Annotated in this window: 23 protein-coding genes; 15 read left to right on the plus strand and 8 right to left on the minus strand. The window is 68.8% G+C overall.

Going from position 1 to position 21,895, the window contains the following annotated elements:
* The first annotated feature begins 1 nt into the window (after position 1).
* The 5 genes from QM693_RS15465 (at position 2) to QM693_RS15485 (ending at position 5,436) form a co-directional block, all read left to right on the plus strand.
* Positions 2-1,222, plus strand: a complete 1,221-nt coding sequence (locus QM693_RS15465; RefSeq protein ID WP_280783141.1) for a lipase family protein — start codon at positions 2-4, stop codon at positions 1,220-1,222.
* A 118-nt stretch (positions 1,223-1,340) separates the two neighbouring features.
* Positions 1,341-2,027, plus strand: a complete 687-nt coding sequence (locus tag QM693_RS15470) for an SDR family NAD(P)-dependent oxidoreductase (protein ID WP_283352792.1) — start codon at positions 1,341-1,343, stop codon at positions 2,025-2,027.
* A gap of 60 nt (positions 2,028-2,087) precedes the next feature.
* Positions 2,088-4,445, plus strand: coding sequence for an ATP-binding protein (locus tag QM693_RS15475; RefSeq protein ID WP_283352793.1), 2,358 nt, complete (start codon positions 2,088-2,090; stop codon positions 4,443-4,445).
* 275 nt (positions 4,446-4,720) lie between these two features.
* Complete coding sequence (locus tag QM693_RS15480) at positions 4,721-5,110, plus strand: Zn-ribbon domain-containing OB-fold protein (RefSeq protein WP_105417507.1); 390 nt, start codon at positions 4,721-4,723, stop codon at positions 5,108-5,110.
* A 5-nt stretch (positions 5,111-5,115) separates the two neighbouring features.
* Positions 5,116-5,436: a hypothetical protein gene (locus QM693_RS15485; RefSeq protein ID WP_280783144.1), complete on the plus strand. Its 321-nt coding sequence runs from the start codon at positions 5,116-5,118 to the stop codon at positions 5,434-5,436.
* Between the two features lie 10 nt (positions 5,437-5,446).
* Here QM693_RS15485 and QM693_RS15490 read toward each other — a convergent pair whose 3' ends face one another.
* The 3 genes from QM693_RS15490 to QM693_RS15500 are packed head-to-tail and all read right to left on the minus strand — an operon-like array spanning position 5,447 to position 9,056.
* Complete coding sequence (locus tag QM693_RS15490; RefSeq protein ID WP_283352794.1) at positions 5,447-7,543, minus strand: xanthine dehydrogenase family protein molybdopterin-binding subunit; 2,097 nt, start codon at positions 7,541-7,543, stop codon at positions 5,447-5,449.
* On the minus strand, positions 7,540-8,532 hold the full coding sequence (locus tag QM693_RS15495) for an FAD binding domain-containing protein (RefSeq protein ID WP_283352795.1): 993 nt from the start codon (positions 8,530-8,532) through the stop codon (positions 7,540-7,542). Before QM693_RS15495 ends, QM693_RS15490 begins: the two co-directional genes overlap by 4 nt.
* Positions 8,529-9,056: a 2Fe-2S iron-sulfur cluster-binding protein gene (locus tag QM693_RS15500; protein ID WP_283332473.1), complete on the minus strand. Its 528-nt coding sequence runs from the start codon at positions 9,054-9,056 to the stop codon at positions 8,529-8,531. The genes QM693_RS15495 and QM693_RS15500 overlap by 4 nt, the downstream gene beginning before the upstream one ends.
* A 76-nt stretch (positions 9,057-9,132) precedes the next feature.
* Here QM693_RS15500 and QM693_RS15505 point away from each other — a divergent pair, with 76 nt between their 5' ends.
* Genes QM693_RS15505 through QM693_RS15525 form a run of 5 tightly spaced genes read left to right on the plus strand, consistent with a single transcriptional unit; the run spans position 9,133 to position 13,121 of the window.
* Entirely contained in the window at positions 9,133-10,050 is a 918-nt protein-coding gene (locus QM693_RS15505) for an amidohydrolase family protein (RefSeq protein ID WP_025432596.1), read from the plus strand.
* Between the two features lie 56 nt (positions 10,051-10,106).
* Entirely contained in the window at positions 10,107-10,772 is a 666-nt protein-coding gene (locus tag QM693_RS15510) for a glycosyltransferase family 2 protein (RefSeq protein ID WP_283352796.1), read from the plus strand.
* Entirely contained in the window at positions 10,769-11,734 is a 966-nt protein-coding gene (locus QM693_RS15515; protein ID WP_283352797.1) for an acyl-CoA dehydrogenase family protein, read from the plus strand. Before QM693_RS15510 ends, QM693_RS15515 begins: the two co-directional genes overlap by 4 nt.
* A 2-nt stretch (positions 11,735-11,736) precedes the next feature.
* Positions 11,737-12,510, plus strand: coding sequence for a PIG-L deacetylase family protein (locus QM693_RS15520; protein WP_283332470.1), 774 nt, complete (start codon positions 11,737-11,739; stop codon positions 12,508-12,510).
* A complete protein-coding gene (locus tag QM693_RS15525) occupies positions 12,504-13,121 on the plus strand; it encodes a class I SAM-dependent DNA methyltransferase (RefSeq protein ID WP_283352827.1) in 618 nt (205 codons plus the stop codon). The genes QM693_RS15520 and QM693_RS15525 overlap by 7 nt, the downstream gene beginning before the upstream one ends.
* A gap of 13 nt (positions 13,122-13,134) precedes the next feature.
* On the opposite strand, the gene phoU is transcribed toward QM693_RS15525, so the two are convergent.
* Together phoU and QM693_RS15535 are read right to left on the minus strand one after the other, a co-directional pair.
* Complete coding sequence (phoU, locus tag QM693_RS15530; RefSeq protein ID WP_105417489.1) at positions 13,135-13,782, minus strand: phosphate signaling complex protein PhoU; 648 nt, start codon at positions 13,780-13,782, stop codon at positions 13,135-13,137.
* 39 nt (positions 13,783-13,821) lie between these two features.
* Positions 13,822-14,091, minus strand: a complete 270-nt coding sequence (locus QM693_RS15535; protein WP_280783154.1) for a DUF4235 domain-containing protein — start codon at positions 14,089-14,091, stop codon at positions 13,822-13,824.
* A 132-nt stretch (positions 14,092-14,223) separates the two neighbouring features.
* Here QM693_RS15535 and QM693_RS15540 point away from each other — a divergent pair, with 132 nt between their 5' ends.
* Positions 14,224-15,546, plus strand: coding sequence for an NAD(P)/FAD-dependent oxidoreductase (locus tag QM693_RS15540; protein WP_283332467.1), 1,323 nt, complete (start codon positions 14,224-14,226; stop codon positions 15,544-15,546).
* A 38-nt stretch (positions 15,547-15,584) separates the two neighbouring features.
* Positions 15,585-15,812, plus strand: a complete 228-nt coding sequence (locus QM693_RS15545) for a hypothetical protein (protein WP_280783156.1) — start codon at positions 15,585-15,587, stop codon at positions 15,810-15,812.
* On the opposite strand, the gene QM693_RS15550 is transcribed toward QM693_RS15545, so the two are convergent.
* Entirely contained in the window at positions 15,809-16,498 is a 690-nt protein-coding gene (locus tag QM693_RS15550; protein WP_283332466.1) for an HAD family hydrolase, read from the minus strand. The two genes, QM693_RS15545 and QM693_RS15550, sit on opposite strands and share 4 nt — an antisense overlap.
* Before the next feature lie 78 nt (positions 16,499-16,576).
* Here QM693_RS15550 and QM693_RS15555 point away from each other — a divergent pair, with 78 nt between their 5' ends.
* Entirely contained in the window at positions 16,577-17,020 is a 444-nt protein-coding gene (locus QM693_RS15555) for an SRPBCC family protein (RefSeq protein ID WP_317567508.1), read from the plus strand.
* Between the two features lie 4 nt (positions 17,021-17,024).
* Positions 17,025-18,647 (plus strand): phytoene desaturase family protein, encoded by a 1,623-nt coding sequence (locus QM693_RS15560; RefSeq protein WP_283352798.1) that lies wholly within the window; start codon positions 17,025-17,027, stop codon positions 18,645-18,647.
* A 12-nt stretch (positions 18,648-18,659) separates the two neighbouring features.
* Here QM693_RS15560 and QM693_RS15565 read toward each other — a convergent pair whose 3' ends face one another.
* Positions 18,660-19,070: an NYN domain-containing protein gene (locus QM693_RS15565; protein WP_283332464.1), complete on the minus strand. Its 411-nt coding sequence runs from the start codon at positions 19,068-19,070 to the stop codon at positions 18,660-18,662.
* 85 nt (positions 19,071-19,155) lie between these two features.
* Here QM693_RS15565 and QM693_RS15570 point away from each other — a divergent pair, with 85 nt between their 5' ends.
* Positions 19,156-20,139 (plus strand): magnesium transporter CorA family protein, encoded by a 984-nt coding sequence (locus QM693_RS15570; protein ID WP_280783160.1) that lies wholly within the window; start codon positions 19,156-19,158, stop codon positions 20,137-20,139.
* A gap of 610 nt (positions 20,140-20,749) precedes the next feature.
* Here the strand turns inward: QM693_RS15570 and QM693_RS15575 are convergent.
* Positions 20,750-21,895 carry an RNA polymerase sigma factor gene (locus QM693_RS15575; protein WP_283332462.1) on the minus strand — a complete coding sequence of 382 codons (1,146 nt, stop codon included), beginning with the start codon at positions 21,893-21,895 and terminating at the stop codon, positions 20,750-20,752.

Here is a 21,895-nt window from a genome sequence, read left to right on the forward strand (position 1 = left end):
CATGAAGCGCTCACGTATCTCGAGCCTCACCGCGGGTGCACTGTGTGCCGCATTCGTCGCCTGCGCCACCGTCGCGAACGTCGGAGTCGCGGCTGCTGTGCCGATCTATCCCGCATCCGACCCCGATCCCTTCTACCTGCAGCCGCAGGGTCTGGCGGATACGGCGGTCGGCGAGCCGCTCGTGGTCCGGCCGATGCCGCCGTTGCTCGCCTTCCCCGACACCGACGTCTGGCAGGTGAAGTACCGCACCACCAACTCGGAGGACCACCCGATCTCGTCGGTCACCACCGTGCTGGTTCCCCGCACCCGGGCGGTGAACGGGCCGCTGCTGTCGTATCAGCACATCATCAACGCGCTCGGACCGCGGTGCGCGCCGTCGCGGACCCTGTATTCGAACGATCCCGACCTCCAGATCAAGGAGGCGCCGGCACTGAACCTCGCACTGCAACGCGGCTGGACGGTCGCGCTTCCCGACCACCTCGGCCCGAACAGTGCGTACGGTGCCGCACGACTCGGCGGAACCATTACCCTGGACGGCATCCGCGCGGTTCAGCGGGTGCCCGAACTCGCCGTGGCGGAGAGCCCGGTCGCGCTGGCCGGGTACTCCGGTGGCGGCATGGCGTCGGCGTGGGCTGCGGCGCTCGCCCCCACGTACGCGCCGGAACTGAACATCGTCGGTGTCGCCGAGGGCGGTGTGCCCATGAACATCGGCAAGATGGCCAACGGCCTCGGCATGCAACCGCACCCGGCGTTCGGCCTCGCGATGGCGGCGGCACTCGGACTCGAGCGTGAGTACCCGGACCGCCTTCCGATCAGCGAGCAACTCAACGATCGCGGCCTGGCGATGCGCGACGAGATGGTCAACGCGTGCACCAACGGCATCCTCGCGGCAGGCGCAGGGCGCAGCGCGACGGAGGTCGCCAGGACCACCGACCTCATGAGCAGCCCGCAGGCCTGGGAGGTGCTGAACGAGAACAGTGTCGAGCTGTATCCGGGGGTTCCGACCGCGCCGATCTTCGAATGGCACAGCCCGACAGACGTACTCATTCCGGTCGACTCGATCGAGGCGACCGTCGCGCGATACTGCGCCGCCGGCGTCACGGTGCAGTCCGATCTGTTCCCGAGTCCCGACCACCTGACCACCGCCGTGCTGGGCCTTCCGACCGCCCTGGACTACCTCGATGCCCGGTTCCGCGGCGATCCGGCGCCGTCCAACTGCTGACGGTGGGCGTTGATCCGCGACGGGTCGCGTGTGCGGCTCGTCGTCGGATTATGTTCTGCCCGTACGCAGTCCGAAAGTTGAGCGTTTGAGCAGATCTGCCAGGGGGTATTCCGAATCCATGCACCCCAGCACACGCACCGCAGTCGTGACGGGATCGGACTCGCCGATGGGCCGAGCGGTCGCACTGGCGCTCGCGGACGACGGGTTCCACATCGGCCTCGCCTACGCCGCGGACCGGGACAGCGCCGAAGCCACCGCCGCCGACGTCCGGTCCAGATCGGTGAATGCGGCCGTGCAGCGCATGGACCTGGCCGACCTGCCCGACTCCGCGGCCGCCGTCGACGAGTTCGCCCGTGAGCTGGGCGGAATCGGCGTTCTCGTCAGCTGCCCCGGCAGTACGGCCGTCGAGTGCATGCAGCGCGCCGTCCGTTACATGATCGCAAGTGGCGGGGGCGGCCGGATCGTCAACATCGTCCCGTCGTCGTCCGGTCTCGGCGGACTCACCGGTCTGCTCGCCGCCGAATTGGCGCGATACTCGATCACGGTCAATTCGGTCGTGGTGCCCGCGGTCGAACCGGACTTCGCGTCGCCCGGCCCCGACGACCGGGAAGTCGCCGCCGTCGCGTCGTACCTGACCGCGCCGGGCGCAATGTTCGTCACCGGGGCCGCCTACGTGGTCGACGGCACCCGGATCGCCATGATCCCGCACAGCCTGACCGAGGCCGGCACGCGGCGGCCTGCCCGCCGCGCCAACCGCATCCGGTCCTACACCGGCCGCTGGGCGCCCACCCGCTGGACGCGGTGACCCGAAACTCGCGGACCCGCAGCCGAAAGCGTCGTTGCCGCCGCGCACCGGGAGTACCGTGTGCGCAGGGGGCTGCGAGTCGAGAGTGACGGTGTGATGCCGGCGGCAGTGAAGGGCACAGTGGGAAATCTGCCCCACGAACTGACGAGTTTCGTCGGCCGTCGCCGTGAGGTGACCGAGGCGCGACGTCTGCTGTCCGTGTCACGACTGGTGACGCTCGCCGGGATCGGCGGGGTCGGGAAAACCCGGCTGGCGTTGCGGGTGGCTGCCGATGCGAGTCGCGCATTCGAGGACGGCGTGTGGCTGGTCGAACTGGGAGAGCTGGACGACGACACGACACTCGTCGACGCCGTGTCGGCGGCACTGCGACTGCGCGAGCAGCGCTCCGGGGACCCGGAGGTGCTGCTGACCGAGTACCTCGCCACCCGGCAACTGCTGCTGGTGCTCGACAACTGCGAGCACGTGGTCGCCGCGGCCGCCGCGTTGTCGGAGACGTTGTTGCGGAGCTGCCCGGAGTTGCGGATCCTCGCGACGAGCCGCGAACCGCTGGCCATCGGCGGCGAGGCGGTACTGCGGGTGCCGCCGTTGACGGTGCCCGAACCCGAACGCTCGTCACTGCAGGGCCTGCCGCAGTACGAGGCGGTGACGTTGTTCGTCGAGCGGGCGGCCACGGCGGTGCCGGAGTTCGAACTCACCGAGGACAACCATGTGGCGGTGGCCCGGATCTGCCGCCAGCTGGACGGGTTGCCGTTGGCGATCGAGCTGGCGGCGGTGCGGCTGCGGGTGATGTCGGCGGAACAGATCCTGCAGCGACTGACCGACCGCTACCGGTTGCTGACGGTCGGATCGCGGGGCGCGCCGAGCCGGCAGCAGACCCTGCGGCTGTGCGTCGACTGGAGCCACGAGCTGTGCACCGAGGAGGAACGCGAGCTGTGGGCGAGACTGTCGGTGTTCGCCGGCGGCTTCGAACTGGACGCCGTGGAGGGAATCTGCGCCGGGGACCTGCCGGTGGAGAACGTCCTCGACGTGGTGGCGTCGTTGATAGACAAGTCGATCCTGATCCGCGAGGAGTCGGGGCCGGCGGTGCGATACCACCTGCTCGAGACGGTGCGCGACTACGGCCGCGAGAAATTGCAGGAGACCGGGGAGTACGTGTCGCTGCGGCGGCGGCACCGCGACTGGTACGAGCAGTTGGTGGTGCAGTGCGAGGCCGAGTGGATCGGTCCCCGGCAGGCGATGTGGATCGGCCGGCTCGACGCGGAGACGCTGAACGTGCGGGCGGCTCTCCATTTCTGCCTGACCGAGCCGGGGGAGGCCGAGACGGGGCTGCGGATCGCCGCCGCACTGTACCCGTACTGGCGCGCCCGCGGACTGCTCCGTGAGGGTCGCCGCTGGCTCGGACAGCTGCTGGGACGGCACCCGGGTGGCGCGAGCCGGGAACGGATCGAGGCGCTGTACGTCGACAGTGTGCTCGCGGGCATGCACGGCGACCGCGAGGCCGCGAAAGCGCTGGTCGACGAGGGGGTCGTCCTCGCCGAGCGGAACGGTGACATGCTGATGCGTGCCCTGGTGGTCCACGCCGCCGGGTGCTGCGCCATGTTCGCCGGGGACCTCCCCCGCGCACGGGCCTGCTTCGAGGAGGCACTCGCCGAGTTCCGCGACAAGGGCAACCTGCTCCAACTGACGTGGGGACTGCTCGGGGTGGCACTGGTCAGCGGCATGCAGGGCGACGGGGCGGTGGCGAAGATGTGCGGATCCGAGATCTTCGCGCTCACCGAGGCGCACGGCGAGTCCGTGTACCGGGGCTGGTCGCTGTGGGCGGCGGGAATGGCGGCGTGGCAGCGCGGACACCTCGCCCTCGCCGACGACTACGTGAAGCAGGGGCTGCGGCTGTCCCACCTGGTCGACGACCGGATCAGCGCGTGCGGGGCACTCGAGGTGCTCGCCTGGGTCGCCGTCGGCTCCGGCCGGGCCCAGCAGGCCGCCGAACTGATGGGCGCCGCGGAGGCCGTCGCGCAGACCGTGGGCAACCCGAGCACCGTCTACCCGAACCTGCTCGTCCACCACGCCGAATGCGAGCAGCAGGCACGCGCCGTGATCGGGGACCGCGCATTCGACGCCGCCTTCGACCACGGCATGCACACGTCGTTCGACGATGCGGTCGCCTATGCGCTCGACGAGCAGCGACCGGAGGCGGTGTCGGCGTCGAACGGGGCGACGCACCTGACCCGACGAGAATGGCAGGTCGCGGAACTGGTCGCCGACGGGCTCACCAACAAGGCGATCGCCGCCCGGTTGGTGATCTCCCAGCGCACGGCGCAGGGGCATGTCGAGCACATTCTCGCGAAACTGGGTTTCAATTCGCGCACCCAGATCGCGGCGTGGATCGTCGAACACGCACAGGACCCGCACCCCTGACCGGGCACCCGCACGGGACGAAATAGGTATGTCCCCGGGTCGTTCAGCCGCTGTACTTCGCCGCCGCGGACGGGATGCTCGTACGCGTCCCCCCAATCCGGCTCGAGACCGAGGCCCCCGATGTCCACTGATCCCCGAACGCACCGAAAGCCCGACCCCCAACTTCCACGGCCCCCGATCCTCCGTCGGGCGCACACCGACCGGTGTCTTGTGTGGATCGGGGGAAGCCGAATGGCAGACGAGGTGGTGGGGCAGGAATTCACGGGGGTGACGGCGTGACCACGGACGGCATGACCCGCTGGCAGGGTCTTGCCCAGAAATGCGAACTGATGATCCAGCGCTGCCTCAACTGCACGACCCTGCTCGCGCCGTTGATGGCCACCTGCTCCGCGTGTCAGGGTTCGAACCTCGAGCGGGTCCCGTCGTGCGGCGTCGGATCGATCGTGTCCTCGAAGGTGGTCCACCGCGAGGTGAACGAGACCAACCGTGGCCTCGTCCCGTGCACGATCGCGATCGTCGAACTCGACGAGGGACCATGGGTGTACACCTGGATCGACGGCGACGTCCCGGCACCGTCCGACTGTCCGGTTCGCGTCGAGTTCCGTCCCGCGTCGACGGCGGAACAGTTGCCGGTGTTCGCGGTCCGCTCCGCCGGTCAGCGGTGAGCGGCATGACGACACAGATCACAGAGGAACCGGAGGAAGCGTTCGGCACCGATTGGCTGCGCCTGGCGCTTCGCCGATGCGATCTGCTCGCGCAGATGCACTCGGTGAGCTCGGATGCCCGGTGGATGATCAGCTTCGCGATCCAGTGGGCACCGTTCGGTGGTGCCAGCGCGGCGGAACTGCTGGAGCGATTCGGTGTCAGCCGCCGACGCTTCATGGAACTCGTGCTCGAAGGACTCGCACCGAAGTCCACCGATGTCCAGAAGATCCGCGCGATGAAAAGTCACCTGCGCACCTCCCTCGCGCAGGCGTGGGGCGTGCAGTAGCACCGGTCGATCACCCGGGCAGCAGGTCGTCCAGGTGGATCGGCACCTTCCGAACCCGCACCCCGGTGGCGTGACGAACAGCGTTCGCCACCGCGGCCGCTGCCCCGACGATGCCGATCTCACCGGCGCCCTTCGATCCCATCGGATTGGCGTGCTCGTCGACGTCGTCGAGGCACACCGCGTCGAGGTACCTGATGTCGGCGTGCGTGCTGACGTGATAGGAGGCAAGGTCCTGGGTCACGACGTGACCGAACCGGGGGTCGTTCACACTGCTCTCGTGCAGCGCCATCGAGATCCCCATCGTCATCCCGCCGAGGAGTTGCGACCGAACCGTGCGGGTGTTGATCACCCGGCCGATCGCGAACACCCCGAGCATGCGTTCGACGCGGATCTCGCAGGTGTCCCGGTGGACGTGCGCCTCCACGAAGTGGGCACCGAACGAGTGGAGCGCGAACTTGTCGGCGTCGGGGTTGTCGGGCGTCCCCGCACTCGTCGCCGCGCCCGGGGCGGGGGACGTGCCGTGCTGGTCCCGGAACGCCCGGGCCGCCGCGACGATCGCACTGCCCCAGGAACTGGTACCCGTGGAGCCGCCTGCGACGGTCGCCGACGGAAGATTCGTGTCGCCGATCTGCAGGACGATCGCGTCGAGGGGACAGCCCAGCGCGTCGGCGGCGATCTGCGTGAGCGCGGTCCATGCGCCGGTGCCGATGTCGACCGACCCGATCTGCACGGTGTACGTGCCGTCGGATTCGTACACGATCCGGGCAACCGATCCCGGTGACGTGTTGGCGGGATACGTTGCGGACGCGACGCCCATCCCCACCTGCCACTCGGAGTCCGACCGGGCCCGCGCCGTCGCGTCGCGGTCCGCCCACCCGAAACGCCGGGCGCCCTCCCGCAGGCAGTCGGTGAGGCGCCGACCCGACCAGGGGTGGCCCGTACTCGGGTCGACGTCGGGTTCGTTGCGGATCCGCAGTTCGATCGGGTCGAGTCCGCAGGCCTCGGCCAGTTCGTCCATCGCCACCTCGGCCGCGAACATGCCCGGGGTCTCGCCGGGCGCACGCATCCAGGAGGGGGCGGGCACGTCGAGGGACGCGAGACGGTGGGTGGTGTACCGGGTGCCCGCGGAGTACATCAGCCGCGACGGGACTGCCGCCTGTTCGGCGAATTCCTTGATCTTCGCGGACTGCACGATCGCCTCGTGGGAGAGCGCGGTCAGCCGTCCGTCCGCATCCGCCCCGAGCCGGATGTGCTGCACCGTCGGGGTGCGATACGCGGAGAGGGCGAACATCTGCTGCCGGGTGAGCGCGAACTTCACCGGCCGGCCGTCCACCCGCTGCGCCGCCAGCACCACGAGTACGTCGTGCGCGTGCGGCAGTCCCTTGGAGCCGAAGCCGCCGCCGACGTACGGGGCGATCACCCGCATCTGCTCGACTTCGAGTCCGAACAGCGGTGCCAGCGTCTGCCGCACGGAGTGGACGCCCTGCGTCGAATCGTGCAGCGTCAGAACCGGTCCGCTGCCGCCCGGGGTCCATCGGGCGATGGCGGCGTGCGGTTCCATCGGATTGTTGTGTTCCATCGCGGTGGAGTACACCTGATCGACCGTGACCGCGGCGGCGGCGAGTGCCGCGTCGACGTCGCCGTCCTCGGTGTCGGTTGGGAACCCCGCGTTCACGTCTTCGGGGGCGTACAGGTCGTCCCGGCCGGAATGGAAGTCGGTGTCGTGGGATTCCACGTCGTAGTCGACACGCACGAGGCTCGCGCCGTGCCGGGCGACCTCGGGTGTCTCCGCGACCACCGCACCCACGAATTGGCCGCGGAAGTGGACCTCGGGGTCCTGCAGGATCGCGAGTTCCCCGTCCGAGGTGTCTGCGAGGCGGGGCGCATCGAACACCGTCAGGACCGCGAGCACCCCGTCCAGGGCTTCCGCGTCGGCCGTGTGCATCGCCGTGATCCGGCCGCGTCCGATCGTCGACAGGATCGGATGCAGATACGTCGGCTCCTCCACCGGGTACTCGAACGCGTACAACGCCGTGCCGGTCACCTTGTCGTGGGCGTCCAGCCGTTCGGCGGAGGTCCCGATCACCTTCGGATCGACGAGGGTCATCGGCGCGCCTCCTCGGCGAGTGAACGAAGTACCGACGCGAGCACCCGGCGGGTCAGCGCGACCTTGAATTCGTTTCCCGGAAGCGGTTGTGCCGCGGCGAGTTCCGCTGCGGCGGCCTCGGCGAACGTGGCCTCCGTGGGCGGCGACCCGACGAGGACCTCCTCGGCGAGCGTGGCACGCCAGGGTCGGTGCGCGACCCCGCCGAGCGCGACCCGCGCCGACGTGATCGACGTGTCCCCGATCGTCAGCTCGGCGGCCACCGACACCACCGCGAACGCGAACGAGGCACGGTCACGCACCTTCCGGTACGCGGACCGGTTCCCGGCAGGCGGCGGGGGCAGCTCCACGGCCGTCACGAGATCACCGTGCGCGAGGACGGTGTCGCGGTCGGGCCGGTCCCCGGGAAGCCGGTAGAACTCGCTCAGCGGGATTCGCCGGTCACCGTCGGCACTGCGCACCACCACGACACCGTCGAGCGCCGTCATCGCGACGGCCATGTCGGACGGGTGCACCGCGACGCAGTGCTCCGACGCGCCGAGAATGGCGTGGTAGCGGACGTAACCGCCGATCGCGGAACACCCGGTGCCGGGCTCCCGCTTGTTACACGGCGTCGAGACGTCCTGGAAGTACACGCAGCGAGTCCGCTGAAGCAGATTTCCCGCCGTGGTCGCGACGTTGCGCAGCTGGCCCGACGCACCGGAGAGGAGTGCGCGCGACAGCATCGGGTACCGGGCGCGGACGACGTCGTGCGCGGCGAGATCGCTGTTGCGGACGGCCGCCCCGATACGGAGCCCGCCGTCCGGGAGTTCGGCGACGTCGTCGAGGGGAAGACGGCTCACATCGACGAGGAGATGCGGGTGCGCCACCCCGAGCTTCATGTGGTCGACGAGGTTGGTGCCGCCGGCGAGGAACGACGCCCGCGGGTCACCCGTGACCGTGGCGACGGCACTGTCGACGTCGGTGGCCCGTTCGTAATCGAAGGGAATCACGCCTCCGCCGCCTGCCTGATCGCCGCGAGGATGTTCGGGTACGCGCCGCACCGGCAGAGGTTTCCGTTCATCCGCTCCCGTATCTCGTCGTCGGTGAGTTCGGGCGGAGCGGTCAGGTTCTCGGTGACGGCGCTCGGGTGCAGGGCCAGGAACTCGTCGAACATCCCGATCGCCGAACAGATCTGACCGGGCGTGCAATAACCACACTGCAGTCCGTCCTGCTCGACGAACGCCTGCTGAACGGAATGCAGCACCTCTCCGTCGGCCAGTCCGTGCGCGGTGACGACGCGGTCCCCGTCGTGGGCGATCGCGAACGTGAGGCAGGGCGTGACCCGTCTGCCGTCGAGGAGGACGGTGCACGAGCCGCACTGGCCGTGGTCGCAGCCCTTCTTGGGCGCGGTCACCCCGAGGTGATCGCGAAGCGCGTCGAGCAGCGTCGTGCGGGTGTCGACTTCGAGTGTCCGTTCCTCACCGTCCACGGTGAGGGTGATCTTCCGGTAGCGGGGGCTGTCCGCGACATTCATGGCGGGAGGTTACCCGCGGTGGCAGATCCCGAATCAGAGTCGGCTCCCGCGGGGAATTGCTGGTATATCGGACCACATGGCCTCTGCTCAGTGGATCGACACGCACGTGCATCTGGTGGACTTCCTGCAACATCCCGCCGCCGTGCACGAATTACGCGACACCCTGGTCGACGCCGGTGCGCAGCGCGCCGTGGTGTTCGGTCTCCCGCTGAAGAAGAAGTGGTCGACGGCCGAGCCGGTGCGGCCGGACTACTACCTCGACGACAATGCGCCGTGTCATTACCACTCGCTGACCGACGCCATCGTCCTCGACCTGCTACCCGAACTCGAATCCGACGGCCGGTTGACGGTGGCGCCGCTCGTCTGTGGTTTCGATCCCACCGACCGCCTCGCGGTCGAGCATGTCGAATTCGTGTGGAATCGCACCGATCGCTGGGCCGGTGTCGGTGAGGTCATGTTCCGTCACGACGACCTCACGAATCTCACGCTCGGCGAGGTGCCCTCTCCCGACCACGTGGCGATGGACGAGGTTCTCGCGTTCTGCGCCGAGAAGGAGGTGCCGATCTCGCTCCATCACGACTCCGCCTCGACCGGAATGCCGGGCAGGCACGAATACATCGGCGCACTCGAGCGAGCCCTCGAACGGCATCGGTCGACCTCCGTCGTCTGGTGCCACGCGGGCGTGTCGCGCCGCGTCGACCCCAGCGGTCAGTTGGGCCTGGTCCGCGAACTACTGGGTCGGCACCCGAACTTGACCGTCGAACTGTCGTGGGTGCTGCTGGATCGAATCGTCGACGGCTCCGACGTCGCCGCCGACTGGGTGGAGGTGATCACCCGGCATCGCGACCGATTCGTCGTCGGCACGGACACCGTGGGCAGGGCGGAGACGGTGAAGACCCGGGGACGTCAAATCCGTACGTTGCTGGGTGCGCTACCCGTCCCGGTCGCGCACCAGGTTGCCGTCGTCAACGCCGAACGGTTGTGGTTCCCCTGACGACGGACTGGGTACTTGCTGAACCCGGAAACAGTGAGTGATCAGGAAGGGACGTCATGCGCGTCGAGCACATCACGGTGGTCGTGCCCGCCCACGACGAGGAAGCGTTGCTGCCCGGCTGCCTGGAGGGCCTGCATACCGCCGCGCAGGCGGTGTCCGTGCCGGTCACGACAGTGGTGGTGCTCGACGGGTGCACCGACGGCAGTGAAGCCGTCGTCCGCAGGGCGGGTGTCGACGTCGTGGTCCTGGGTGCGCGGAACGTCGGAGCGGCCCGGCGTGCGGGTTTCGAGTCGGTCGCCCCGCGCCCGCACGAGTGGTTCGCCACGACGGACGCCGACTCGCGCGTCCCCGCGCACTGGCTGTCGTCCCACCTGCAACACGCGAGTCGTGGGGCTCAGTTGGTGGCGGGCACGGTGGCGGTCACCGACTGGTCGGGGTGGCCCGACCACGTCCGGTCGCGGTACGGCAGCGCCTACCGGTCCGGCGCCGCCCACGGGCACGTGCACGGCGCATCCCTCGGATTCTCCGCGGACCTGTATCGGGCGGCGGGAGGGTTTGCCGCACTGCCCGCGCACGAGGACGTGGATCTGGTGCAGCGGATGGTCGAGCGGGGAGCGAACGTGGTGTGGAGTATCGATGCCCCGGTGGAGACATCGGCGCGAGTCGACGCCCGCGCGCCGCAGGGTTTCGCCACGTACCTCGAAGGACTGCAGGACCGATGAGCGCCGACGTCACCCACGACAGCAGCCCCACCGACGCCGCAGTGCGGGCGATCATCGGTGCGGGGGACGCGGAACTGCCGCTGCCCGGCGGAGGCTCGACCGCAGCCCGGTGGGCACGGCTGACGCAATGGTGCCGCCACGACCTCTCGGTCGGCCGGCTCCTCGAGGCACACGCCGACGCGGACGCGATCCTCGCCGAAGTCGACGGCACCCGCGCCGGCCGGAACGAATTCTGGGGCGTGTGGGCCAGCGAGCCACCACACCCCGTCCTACACGCGTCCCGCGACGTCACCGGGTGGCGCCTGCGGGGGACCAAGGCATGGTGCTCCGGGGCGTCGATGTGCACGCATGCCCTGGTCACGGCACGAGTCGACGGGCAACCCCGTCTGTTCGCCGTCGATCTGCGGGAACCGGGGGTCACGGCGGGACGCGGAGGCTGGCGGAATCCGGGCATGGCGGCGACCGACACCGAGTCGGTGACGTTCGACGGTGTTCCCGCGCGACCGGTGGGCGCGCCCGACGAGTACCTGGATCGTCCCGGGTTCTGGCACGGCGGCATCGGGGTGGCGGCGTGCTGGTTCGGGGGCGCACTCGCCGTCGCGGAACCGCTGCGGGTGCGGGCCCGGAGTGGCCGCGCGGACAGTCACCAGCTCGCGCACCTCGGCGCGATCGACGTCGCCGTCAGCGCGGCACGATGGGCACTCGAATCGGCGGCCGGGGAGGTGGACGCGAGCCCCCTCGACCGGAAATCCGCCCAGGTGCGCGCGTTCCGGGTGCGGGCGCTGATCGAACGGACCGCGAGCGAGGTGATCGACCGCGTCGGCCGAGCGCTGGGCGCCGCGCCGCTCGCGACCGACGCCGACCATGCCCGCAACGTCGCGGACCTCCTCGTCTACATCCGGCAATCCCACGCCGAACGCGATCTCGCGACACTCGGCGCACTCGTCGCGGGGGAGGACTGACAGTGGACAACGGCACCAGGTTCCGGGAGATCCCCGTGGCCGCGCGCGGCACACCGGAGGACGAATGGCAGCCGTGGCTGGAGTCCACCCGCTTCCTGCCGGTACCACTCGCGGAATGCGACCGGTTGGTCGTCGTCGCACCACATCCCGACGACGAGGTACTCGGCGTGGGCGCGCTGATGGCCGCCGCCGCGGCCGCCGGCATACCCGTCGTGGTGGTGGCGGTGACGGACGGTGCGGCGTCCCACCCGGACTCGCCGACGCTGTCGCCCAACGCCCTGGCCGCCGCCCGGATCGCCGAATCGAACCAGGCGACAGCACTGTTGGGTGTCGGGGAACCACTGCGACTCGGAATACCGGACGGCGGGGTGAGCGCACACGAGCACGCACTCACCACCGGCCTCGTGGACGTGCTCACCGCGACCTCCGGTGAAGGGGAGAGGGTGTGGGTGCTCGCGACCTGGCGAGGGGACGGCCACCCCGATCACGAAGCCACTGGGCGAGCTGCGGCAGCAGCTTGCTCGATCACCGGGCACCGACTGATCGAGTATCCGGTCTGGATGTGGCACTGGGCCCGGCCTGCCGATCCGGCGGTGCCCTGGAACCGGATACGCGTCCTGACCCCGGCCGCCGAGATCCTGGCACGCAAACGCCGTGCCGTCGACGAATTCCGGACCCAGATCCTCCCGCTGTCCGAGGACCCGCGGGACGCCGCGATCCTCCCGCCGTGGGTGCTCGCGAGACTGATGCGTACAACGGAATGGGTGCTGTGGTGAGCGCGATGGATCCCGGCTACTTCGAGACGATGTACGCGGACTCGGCGGACCCGTGGGGCTTCGACGAACGGTGGTACGAGCGCCGCAAGTACGCGCTCACTCTCGCGGCCCTGCCCCGTCCGCACTATCGACGGGCGTTCGAACCGGGGTGCTCTATCGGCGTGCTCACGGCGCACCTGGCGCGGCGCTGCGACCGGGTCGTCGCAACGGACGTGGTTCCGCGCGCCCTGGAGAGCGCACGGGACCGTCTGCGGCGCGAAGGAGTGGCCGACCGGGTGGAACTCGGCCTCGCATCGCTGCTCGACCCGTGGCCGCCCGGCGCCTTCGACCTCGTCGTGCTCAGTGAGGTGCTGTACTACCTGACGCCCGCCGACCTCGCCACCACGCTGGGACGTGCCGTCGACGCCCTGGAAGTCGGTGGCACTCTCGTGGCGGTCCACTGGCAGCATCCGGTACCCGAGTACCCGCAGACCGGCCGCGCGGTGCACGAGACGGTCGCCGCGACGGACGGCCTCCACCGTGCCGGGGCGTACCAGGACGCGGACTTCCACCTCGACGTCTACACCCGAGGTCCGGTGCCCTCGGTGGCCGCGGCGGAAGGGTTGAGCTGACCGGGCGCCGCGCTCACTGTTCGGGCAGGCTGCCCGTCTCGAGGAAGATGACGCGCCTGCCGATCTCGACCGTGTGGTCGCAGAACCGCTCGTAGAAGCGGCCGAGCAGGGTGATGTCGACGGCCGACTGGACACCGTGCGGCCAGTCCTCGGCCTGGGTGATCGTGAACAGGCTCCGATGGAGTTCGTCCATCGCCTCGTCCGCCGTCAGCAATCCGCGTGCGCGTTCGGGATCGCGGTGTTGCAGAACCTGCTCCGTCTCCTTCGCCTGCGCGACGGCGACGGCGCCCATCTCGGTGAACACGTCCAGGACCTCGTCAGGAACGACGTGGTCGGGATGCCGTCGGCGGGCGATCTTCGCGATGTGCACCGCGAGTCCGCCCATGCGGTGCAGATCCGCGGAGATGTGGAGGCCGCCGACCATGAACCGGAGGTCGTGCGCGACCGGCGCCTGCAGCGCCAGCAGTGCGAAGGCCCGCTTCTCCCAGTGCGCCGCGGCATCGTCGAGTTCGCCGCTCACATCGATGACGTGCTCGGCGAGCTCGAGGTCTGCCTGCAGCAGTGCGTCGCTCGCCTCCGACATCGCGGTAACGGACAGCCGGCACATGGAGGCGAGATCGCCGGACAGGCTGTCGAGGTTTTCCGCGAAACGAGTACGCATCGGCTCAGCCTAGGGGTGTTCCGTGACAACTGCCTCGATCTACCGGGGGTCGGCGTGGGCGAGCTTCCGGTATCCCTGCGCGCCTGCACGGTCTACCGCCGCCTTGACCAGGCCGAATACGGTGCCCTGCACGGCCGCCGCGATCAGCACCTCGCGGGTGCTGCGTGTGAGATCCTTGGGGTCGGGAGCCTCGGATTCGCCGGCGACGCGCTTCCACACCTGACCGAAGGCCGCACTGGCCGCGATTCCGCCGGCGACACTCGCGGCCAGCGCCAACGGTTTGTACATTGCCTTCGACACAGCACTCATGTTCCCGCCCTTCACATTCGATCACGTCGATCACTCTCGTACGGCGAGTACCCGGAATCGCCGTCCTCACACCGCGATGCCGCGCCGCCGGAGATTGTTTGGTTCGACGCCAGGTTGGGGACAGTGTTCTGTATGACCCACGAATCAGCTGGAGAGCCAACTCGCATCGTCGTGGTGGGAAGCGGCTTCGCCGGATTCGAATGCGCACGCGCTCTCACGCGGCGCCTCCGGGGGACCGATAGCCGCATCACCATGATCTCGGCGCACGACTACATGCTCTACACACCGCTCCTGCCCGAGGTGGCGGGCGGAATCCTGGACGCACGGTTCGTCACCGTCCCGCTGTCCGAGGCGCTGCCGAACGTCGAACTGGTGAAGGGCAACGTCGATTCCGTCGACTTCGAGGCCCGCACCGTGCACGTGACCGACTGCGAGCAGGGCGTCGAGGACGTGGCCTGGGACCGGGTGGTGCTCACCCCCGGGTCGGTGACGCGCCTGTTCGACATTCCCGGTCTCGCCGAGCACGCCAGGGGACTCAAGACGCCGGCCGAGGCGCTGTACTTCCGCGACCAGCTCCTCACCCAGATCGAACTCGCCGAGCGGGACACCGATCCTTCGGTCGCCGACGCCCGCCGGACGGTCGTCGTAGTGGGTGCCTCCTACGCGGGCACGGAACTCACCGCCCAACTGCGCGCCCTCGCCGACGAAGCGGCCGCGCGGCGAAACCTCGACCCCGCGAAGATCCGGTTCCTGCTGCTCGACGCCGCCGACAAGGTGATGCCGGAGGTGGGGGAGAAGCTGGGCGGCAAGGTACTGGATGTGCTGCGCTCCCGCGGCATCGACGTGCGACTGGAAACCACCCTCACGGAACTCGGACCCGAACACGTCACGCTCGACGACGGCACCGTGATCCCCACCCGCACCGTCGCCTGGGTGACGGGAGTGACCGCCAGCCCCCTCATCGACACGCTCGGATTACCCACCGAGAAGGGAAGGTTGACGGTGCGCCCCGACCTCTCGGTGGAGGGGCATCCCGACGTGTTCGCGGGCGGCGACGCCGCAGCTGTTCCCGATCCGAAGAACAGCGGGTCGATCACCCCACCCACCGCCCAGCACGCCGTCCGGCAAGGGCAGGCCCTGGCCAGCAACGTCGCGGCCAGCCTGGGCGTCGGCGACCCGAAACCGTACAGCCACCGCGACATGGGTCTCGTCGTGGATCTCGGCCCGGGGTTCGCCGTCGCGAATCCTCTCGGCATCCAGCTGTCGGGGTTCCTCGCGAAGGTGGTCACGCGCGCCTACCACCTGTACGCCATGCCGAACGCGGCCAATCGCTGGGCGGTCGCTCTCGCCTACCTCACCGATCTGCTCTTCCCCCGCCCACTTGTGTCGATCGGACTGGTCACCGATTCGGAATCGCGGTTCGCGGCCGGGGAGGGCGTAGGAGCGCAGCACTGAAAGCACGCCGCCTGCGAACGCAACGAAAGGAACAGATGATGGCTGAGAGCAAGAAGCAATTCGTCGCACTGCGCCTCGACGAGGTGATCCACGAATGGGAGGCGGACGCGCCTGCCGGTGGTTCCGAATCCGGGGGATCGGAGGGTCCGTTGGTCACAGCGCAGCGCCACCGAGCCGAGATAGACACCGCGACCGACGAGCGTGTCGACGAGATCGCCGACGCGTATCCCGAGATCGCGCAGGCGTGGTCGTCGCGCGGAGCCTAGGACACCAGCAGCTTCGCCAGCGGACTGGACTCGAGGTTGTCCAGTAGGTCCTGTGCGTCCTCGAACACCGCCGCCGCGCCGGCCTCCGTCAACTCGGCGCGGGAAATACCCCCGCTGAGGAGACCGACGAACGAGACACCGGCCCGGGACGCCGCCTTGCCGTCCCACACAGCGTCGCCCACCATCACCGCAGTGTCGGGCGACGAGGACGCTCGGTCCATCGCCGCACGGACCACCCCAGGATCCGGCTTGGCATGATCGACGTCCTCGGACGACGTGGTGTGAGCGATGTACGAGTCGACCGACAAGATCTCCCGCAGCACATCCAGCTCCTCCTCCGGGGCGGAGGTGGCAAGGACGACCTGCACACCGCGCCCGTGCAATTCCCGGATCAGTTCCCGTGCCCCGGACAGCGGCCGCATGCTGTCCCGCGCGCCGAGGTAATACGTCGTGTGGAGATCCTTCGCGCGGTCCCCGAGCTCGTCCGCATCGTCACCGAGAAGCGATTGCAGGAGAAGCGAAGAATCCAGTCCGATCGCACGATGCACCCGCCACGCGTCCACATCGTGCCCGACCTCCCGGAACGCCCGCTGCCACGCTCGGACGTGCAGGTAATTGGAGTCGACCAGGGTGCCGTCGACGTCGAACAGCGCTGCTCGGGTGGTGGACGCGGATTCCTCAGACATAGGCTCGAGCAAACCACAGTTTTCGATGCGATGAACGTGGGTAAGCGCGGAGAGTCCGTCAAGTACTCATTCGAGGGAGTGGTCGTCATCGAGGCACAACACGACACGTCGGCGTCGGCTTCGGACGTGTGGTCCGTTCTCGCCAACGGGTGGCTGTACCCGTCCTGGGTGGTCGGAGCGTCACGCATGCGTGCCGTCTCCGCCGAATGGCCCGCCGTCGGGAGCCGTCTGCACCATTCCGTCGGCGCCTGGCCCGCGTTGATCGACGACTCCACCGAGGTCCTCTTCGCCGAAGAGGACCGTGAACTTCGGCTGCTCGCCCAGGTGACGCCTACGAAAGCTGTCGTGCGACTGCGACTCGAGCCGCGTGGATCCGGCTGCCACCTCCGGATGTCCGAGGCCGCAGCCTCCGTTCCGTTGAAGTGGGTTCCGCAGACGGCGCAAGACCTCGCGGTCCTCCCGCGAAATCTGGAGTGTCTACGCCGGCTCTCGTTCCTCGCCGAGCGAAACACGAAACCCTGACGCCGTGACAGTGCGGACTGTCGACGCTGTCGTCATCGGGGCCGGACCCAACGGTCTCGCCGCAACGGCCACCCTGGCGGAGGCCGGCTGGGACGTCGTCCTCCTCGAACAACAACCCGAGCCGGGTGGCGCCGTCAGGTCGGCCGAACTCTTCCCGGGTTTCCGCACCGACCTGTTCAGTGCGTTCTATCCCCTGGCAGCGGTCTCACCGGCGATCCGGCACCTCGACCTCGAAGGTGTCGGTCTGCGATGGAGCCAGGCGCCCGCCGCGGTCGGGCACCCCAGGCACCCGCACGACGACGACGCCCCGCTGATCCACCGGGATGCGGCAGACACCGCGGCCGACCTCGAGCGCAGGCAACCGGGGGACGGACAGGCGTGGCTCCGTCTCTTCGAGCAGTGGAAGGACGTGAAGGAACCGTTCCTCGACACCCTGTTCAGCCCGTTTCCGCCTGTACGGGGACCACGGCGACTGTTGTCGCAGCTCGGCACCGCGGAAGCTCTCCGGCTCCTGCGTTTCCTCATGCTGCCCGCACGCCGGATGACGCACGAGCTGTTCGACGGAGAATCGGCCCGGGTGTTGTTGCTGGGCAACGCAATGCACGCCGACACCCCGGTCGACGCACCGGGGAGCGGAGTCATGGGATATCTCCTGACCATGCTCGCGCAGGACGACGGGTACGTCGTCCCGGTCGGTGGGGCCGGCGCCCTCTCCGCCGCGATGGCGGAACGAGCGAGACGGAACGGCGCGGAAATTCGGTGCGGCGAGGAGGTGACGTCGATCGAGGCAACCGGGGGAGTGGCGACAGAGGTTCGGACCGCGGGCGGCGACCGCTATCTGGTCAGGCGCGCGGTGCTCGCCGATGTCTCCGCGCCCGCACTCTACGGACGGCTGCTGGATTCCTCCGCTGTCCATGCGGGCGTCCGTGCAGACCTCGAGAAGTTCGAATGGGATACCCCCGTCGTCAAGGTGAACTACGCTCTGGACCGCAAGATTCCGTGGCGGTCGCGGAGCCTCGAATCCGCCGGAACCGTGCATCTGGGCGCCGACGACAACGGACTGGTCCGGTGGATGGCCGACCTGACCACAGGGGTGATCCCGACCCACCCGTTCCTGCTGTTCGGTCAGATGACGACGTCCGACCCCAGCCGCTCGCCCGAGGGAACCGAAAGCGCCTGGGCCTACACGCATCTGCCGCGGGGAATCACGGACGACGAATCGGCCGAGTTGCTGGGGCACCGAGTGGACGCGATGCTCGAATCGCACGCGCCGGGATTTGCCGAGCGCGTGGTGGGGCGCAATGTGCAGCGTCCAAGTGACCTCGAGGCGAGCAATGCGAACCTGCACGGCGGCGCCGTCAACGGCGGCACCGCCCAGCTGTACCAGCAGCTCGTCTTCCGCCCGACCCCGGGTTCGTCCGGGCCCTACACGTCCATCGACCGGCTGTATCTGGCCAGCTCGGCCACCCATCCGGGCGGCGGTGTCCACGGTATGTGTGGATACAACGCGGCTCGTGCCGCCCTGGCCGATCACGGGCGGTGGGGGTTGGTGCGGAGGAAGGTCCGTGGCCGCATCCTCGACCTCGTGGTCACCCCCGACGGAAAGCGGTCGCCGCACCGCCGCTGAGTGGTAAGACCGTCAGGAGTCGATGTGGTCCAGGAGCCAGCGCGGACCGATTGTTCTGGCCCCGAGTGCCTCGACTCGGTCGCGGAGTTCTCGGTCTGCGGTGACGACGGTGATCGGCCGGTCGCCGTCCTCCTCGGCGGCTGCGGCCACCACGTCGACGATCGCGTCGTCGCCCGAACCGACCGCCGATACCACGTGCAGGCCCTCGAATTCCGGGTTGGTCTCACCGGTGACCGCGGCCTTCGCCGCGCCCTCGAGGACGACCACCACCTCGACGGGCTGGTCCAGGCGCTGTTCGAGGGTGCCGAGCTTGGCGAGCAATCGTCGAGCCGCACCGGCACGATCACGCCACCAACCGTCAGGTCGCGAGCCGACGACGTTCGCAGCATCCACCACAACCAGCGCAATTTTGTCGTCAGCCACGCCCTCAGTCTCCTCTCTCCTCGCATCCGCCGTGCGGGTGCTATCACAGAGGAGATGGTCTGTCCGTCGTGGCGAGGAGGCCGATATGGACGTCCGCTTCATCTCCCGTGACGGTGTGCGTTCGTGTGCGGTGACGGAACTGAGGGCGTTGCTCGACCGCCCCGACGGATTGGTCTGGGTGGATGTCCCGACCTGGGACGACCAGGCGAACGACGCTTTGACCACGATTTTCGGCTTCCATCCTCTCGCCGTGCGGGATTCGATGAACCGCAATCAGGTCCCGAAGGTGCACAGGTACGAGGACCACTTCTTCGTGGTTCTGCACGCGCCGCAGTCGGGAGCGCACGGACACGTGCACTACGTCGAACTGGACCAGTTCATCGGCGGCCGGTACCTGGTCACCGTGCACGGTCCGGTGAATCCGGCGATCGATCCCTCGACCGCAATGGTCGAGGCGAATGCGGTGCTGGGCCGGCTGGAGTCGGGGAAGTTGCAGCCGGGCACCGCGTTCGAGTTGTCGTTCGCGTTGCTCGCCGCGTTGACGGCTCGGATGCGGGCGTACACCGCCGAGCTGACCAAGGACGTGTGGAAGCTCGAGCAACAGGTCACTGGCGGGCACCTCGGCAATCCGGAAACCTTTCTCGACGAGATGTTCCGAGTCCGACACGGTCTGCTCACGGTCGGCACCATGGCCGCGTTGAGCCGAGAGGTCTACGGCCGCATGGTCACCATCGAGGCGTTCGGCGCCGGCAAGGGGCAGGATCTCCTGCTCGACGCGGTCGACCAGTTCCAGCATCTGACCGTGATGGCCAAGGGCCAGAAGGATTACCTCCAGGGCACGATCGAGTTCTACCAGGCGCGCACGAACACCAAAATGACCATCGCTGCCGAGCGACTCGCCGTCATCGCGGCCGTCACGCTGCCGATTACTGCTCTGTCCTCGATCATCGGCATGAATGTGATCGTGAACGAACGGACGCAATGGCTCTCGGTTGCCGCGATCCTGCTCGTGATGCTCGCGATGTCCGGGGCACTGCTCGTCTGGGCGAAGCGTAAAGGCTGGTTCTGACGCGTGTATTTTGCGTTCAGCGGGGGAGTGGCGAACTCGGCGGCAGGGCCGTGCCGGGGGTGGGGGAGGACGCGTGACCAGCTCGTGGCATTCCCACCATCTGCGACTCCTGCAGGCTCGTCGGAAATCGCCGCATCAAGTCCCCAAAAAATTCGACCGTATGACTCTGACTCGGACGGAACGCGTCAATTACCCGAATTTTGGTGGTCACCCCGCGGCGTCGGGGTAGTAGGACCCCTGTCTGCACCTCTCGACTAGTTCACAACTTGTTCGAAAAGCTTGGACGCAACGGGCCTCAGGCCGACGCCGGAGTAGGGGAGAGGACGCTGCCGGGGCCGGCTGAATGCCAGGGGGAGTGGAGCGACTCGCCCTGGCATTCAGCCGAGTAGCGGTCGGCAGCGAACAGGAATCGCGCACCCACCGTCAGCGCCCTTCATCTTCATCTTCTTCCGTCGTCGATATTTGACTCGGACCGTGACGGAACACCGAATTTTAACGAACTCGCGGGGTCGCCAACGCTCGCAGCAACCGTCGTCACCACAACCAGCACGGTTCCTTTCCATAGCCGATCACCACATAACCAGCGCATAGGAGACGGTGTGGTCGCTGCTCAACTACGGAGGTGTGCGTTGAGCCGAGCGGCCTGTCGCGTGAGGTGGTCCCGTTCGGGGAGGTTGGGCGCCGACCGGGCTGCTTCGGCGTAGAGCCGTGCTGCGGTGGCCGGGTCCCCGTCACGCTCGTGTAGGTACGCCGCGGCCGCGGAGTGCCGGGGCAGAGCGGGGTCGAGCCCCGACAGGGCGGCCAGGCCCGCCCTCGGGCCATCTGCCTCGCCGACGGCGACGGCCCGGTTGAGGCGGGCCACCGGGCTGTCGGTGAGGCGCACCAGTTCGTCGTACCACTCGACGATCTGCACCCAGTCGGTCTCCGTGGACGTCCGGGCGTCGGCGTGGAGCGCAGCAATGGCGGCCTGGGCCTGGAACTCGCCCAGTCGGTCGCGGGCGAGGGCCGACTGGAGTACGACGACGCCCTCGGCGATCAGGCGGGTGTCCCACAGACTGCGGTCCTGCTCGGCAAGAGGCACGAGGCTGCCGTCGGTGCGGGTCCGCGCCGGGCGCCGTGCGTGGTGGAGCAGCATGAGCGCGAGCAGGCCCGCGACCTCCTCGTGGTTGGTCTTGGCCGCCAGCTGGCGAGTAAGCCGGATCGCCTCGGCGGCGAGATCGATACTGCCGCCATAGCCCTCGTTGTAGACCAGGTAGAGCACGCGCAACACCGTCGCGACGTCACCGGGCTGGTTGAACCGCACGTCCGAGACGGTCCGCTTGGCCCTGCTGATCCGCTGGGCCATCGTCGACTCGGGCACGAGGTAGGCCTGCGCGATCTGACGCGTGGTCAGGCCGCTGACCGCGCGCAGCGTCAGCGCGACGGCCGAAGCGGGTGTCAGCGACGGGTGCGCGCACAGGAAGTACAGCTGGAGTGTGTCGTCCACCGCCTCGCCCGGGCCGGGGGAGGGCTCGGCGTCGACACGTTCCTCGCGGTGCCGCCGCGAGGAATCCGCGCGGGTGGCGTCGAGAAACTTGCGCCAGGCCACGGTGACCAGCCAGCCCTTGGGGTCGCGCGGCGGGTCGTCCGGCCATGCACGCACGGCCTCGATCAGAGCGTCCTGCACGGCGTCCTCGGCCGCCGCGAAGTCTGCTCCGCGACGAACGAGGACGCCGATCACGGTGGGGGTGAGGGTCCGCAGAAGGGCGTCGTCCAC

The organism is Rhodococcus sp. IEGM 1305 (genome assembly GCF_030058635.1).
GTDB lineage: Bacteria > Actinomycetota > Actinomycetes > Mycobacteriales > Mycobacteriaceae > Rhodococcus_F > Rhodococcus_F opacus_D.

Excerpts from the sequence above, each read along its gene's own strand:
- QM693_RS15500 (WP_283332473.1), bottom strand. The coding sequence starts at position 9,056 with ATGAATGTCGCGGACAGCCCCCGCTACCGGAAGATCACCCTCACCGTG.
- QM693_RS15490 (WP_283352794.1), bottom strand. The coding sequence starts at position 7,543 with ATGACCCTCGTCGATCCGAAGGTGATCGGGACCTCCGCCGAACGGCTG.
- QM693_RS15465 (WP_280783141.1), top strand. The coding sequence starts at position 2 with ATGAAGCGCTCACGTATCTCGAGCCTCACCGCGGGTGCACTGTGTGCC.
- QM693_RS15515 (WP_283352797.1), top strand. The coding sequence starts at position 10,769 with ATGAGCGCCGACGTCACCCACGACAGCAGCCCCACCGACGCCGCAGTG.
- QM693_RS15570 (WP_280783160.1), top strand. The coding sequence starts at position 19,156 with ATGGACGTCCGCTTCATCTCCCGTGACGGTGTGCGTTCGTGTGCGGTG.
- QM693_RS15545 (WP_280783156.1), top strand. The coding sequence starts at position 15,585 with ATGGCTGAGAGCAAGAAGCAATTCGTCGCACTGCGCCTCGACGAGGTG.
- QM693_RS15505 (WP_025432596.1), top strand. The coding sequence starts at position 9,133 with ATGGCCTCTGCTCAGTGGATCGACACGCACGTGCATCTGGTGGACTTC.
- QM693_RS15540 (WP_283332467.1), top strand. The coding sequence starts at position 14,224 with ATGACCCACGAATCAGCTGGAGAGCCAACTCGCATCGTCGTGGTGGGA.
- phoU (WP_105417489.1), bottom strand. The coding sequence starts at position 13,782 with ATGCGTACTCGTTTCGCGGAAAACCTCGACAGCCTGTCCGGCGATCTC.
- QM693_RS15510 (WP_283352796.1), top strand. The coding sequence starts at position 10,107 with ATGCGCGTCGAGCACATCACGGTGGTCGTGCCCGCCCACGACGAGGAA.
- QM693_RS15470 (WP_283352792.1), top strand. The coding sequence starts at position 1,341 with ATGCACCCCAGCACACGCACCGCAGTCGTGACGGGATCGGACTCGCCG.
- QM693_RS15550 (WP_283332466.1), bottom strand. The coding sequence starts at position 16,498 with ATGTCTGAGGAATCCGCGTCCACCACCCGAGCAGCGCTGTTCGACGTC.
- QM693_RS15535 (WP_280783154.1), bottom strand. The coding sequence starts at position 14,091 with ATGAGTGCTGTGTCGAAGGCAATGTACAAACCGTTGGCGCTGGCCGCG.
- QM693_RS15485 (WP_280783144.1), top strand. The coding sequence starts at position 5,116 with ATGACGACACAGATCACAGAGGAACCGGAGGAAGCGTTCGGCACCGAT.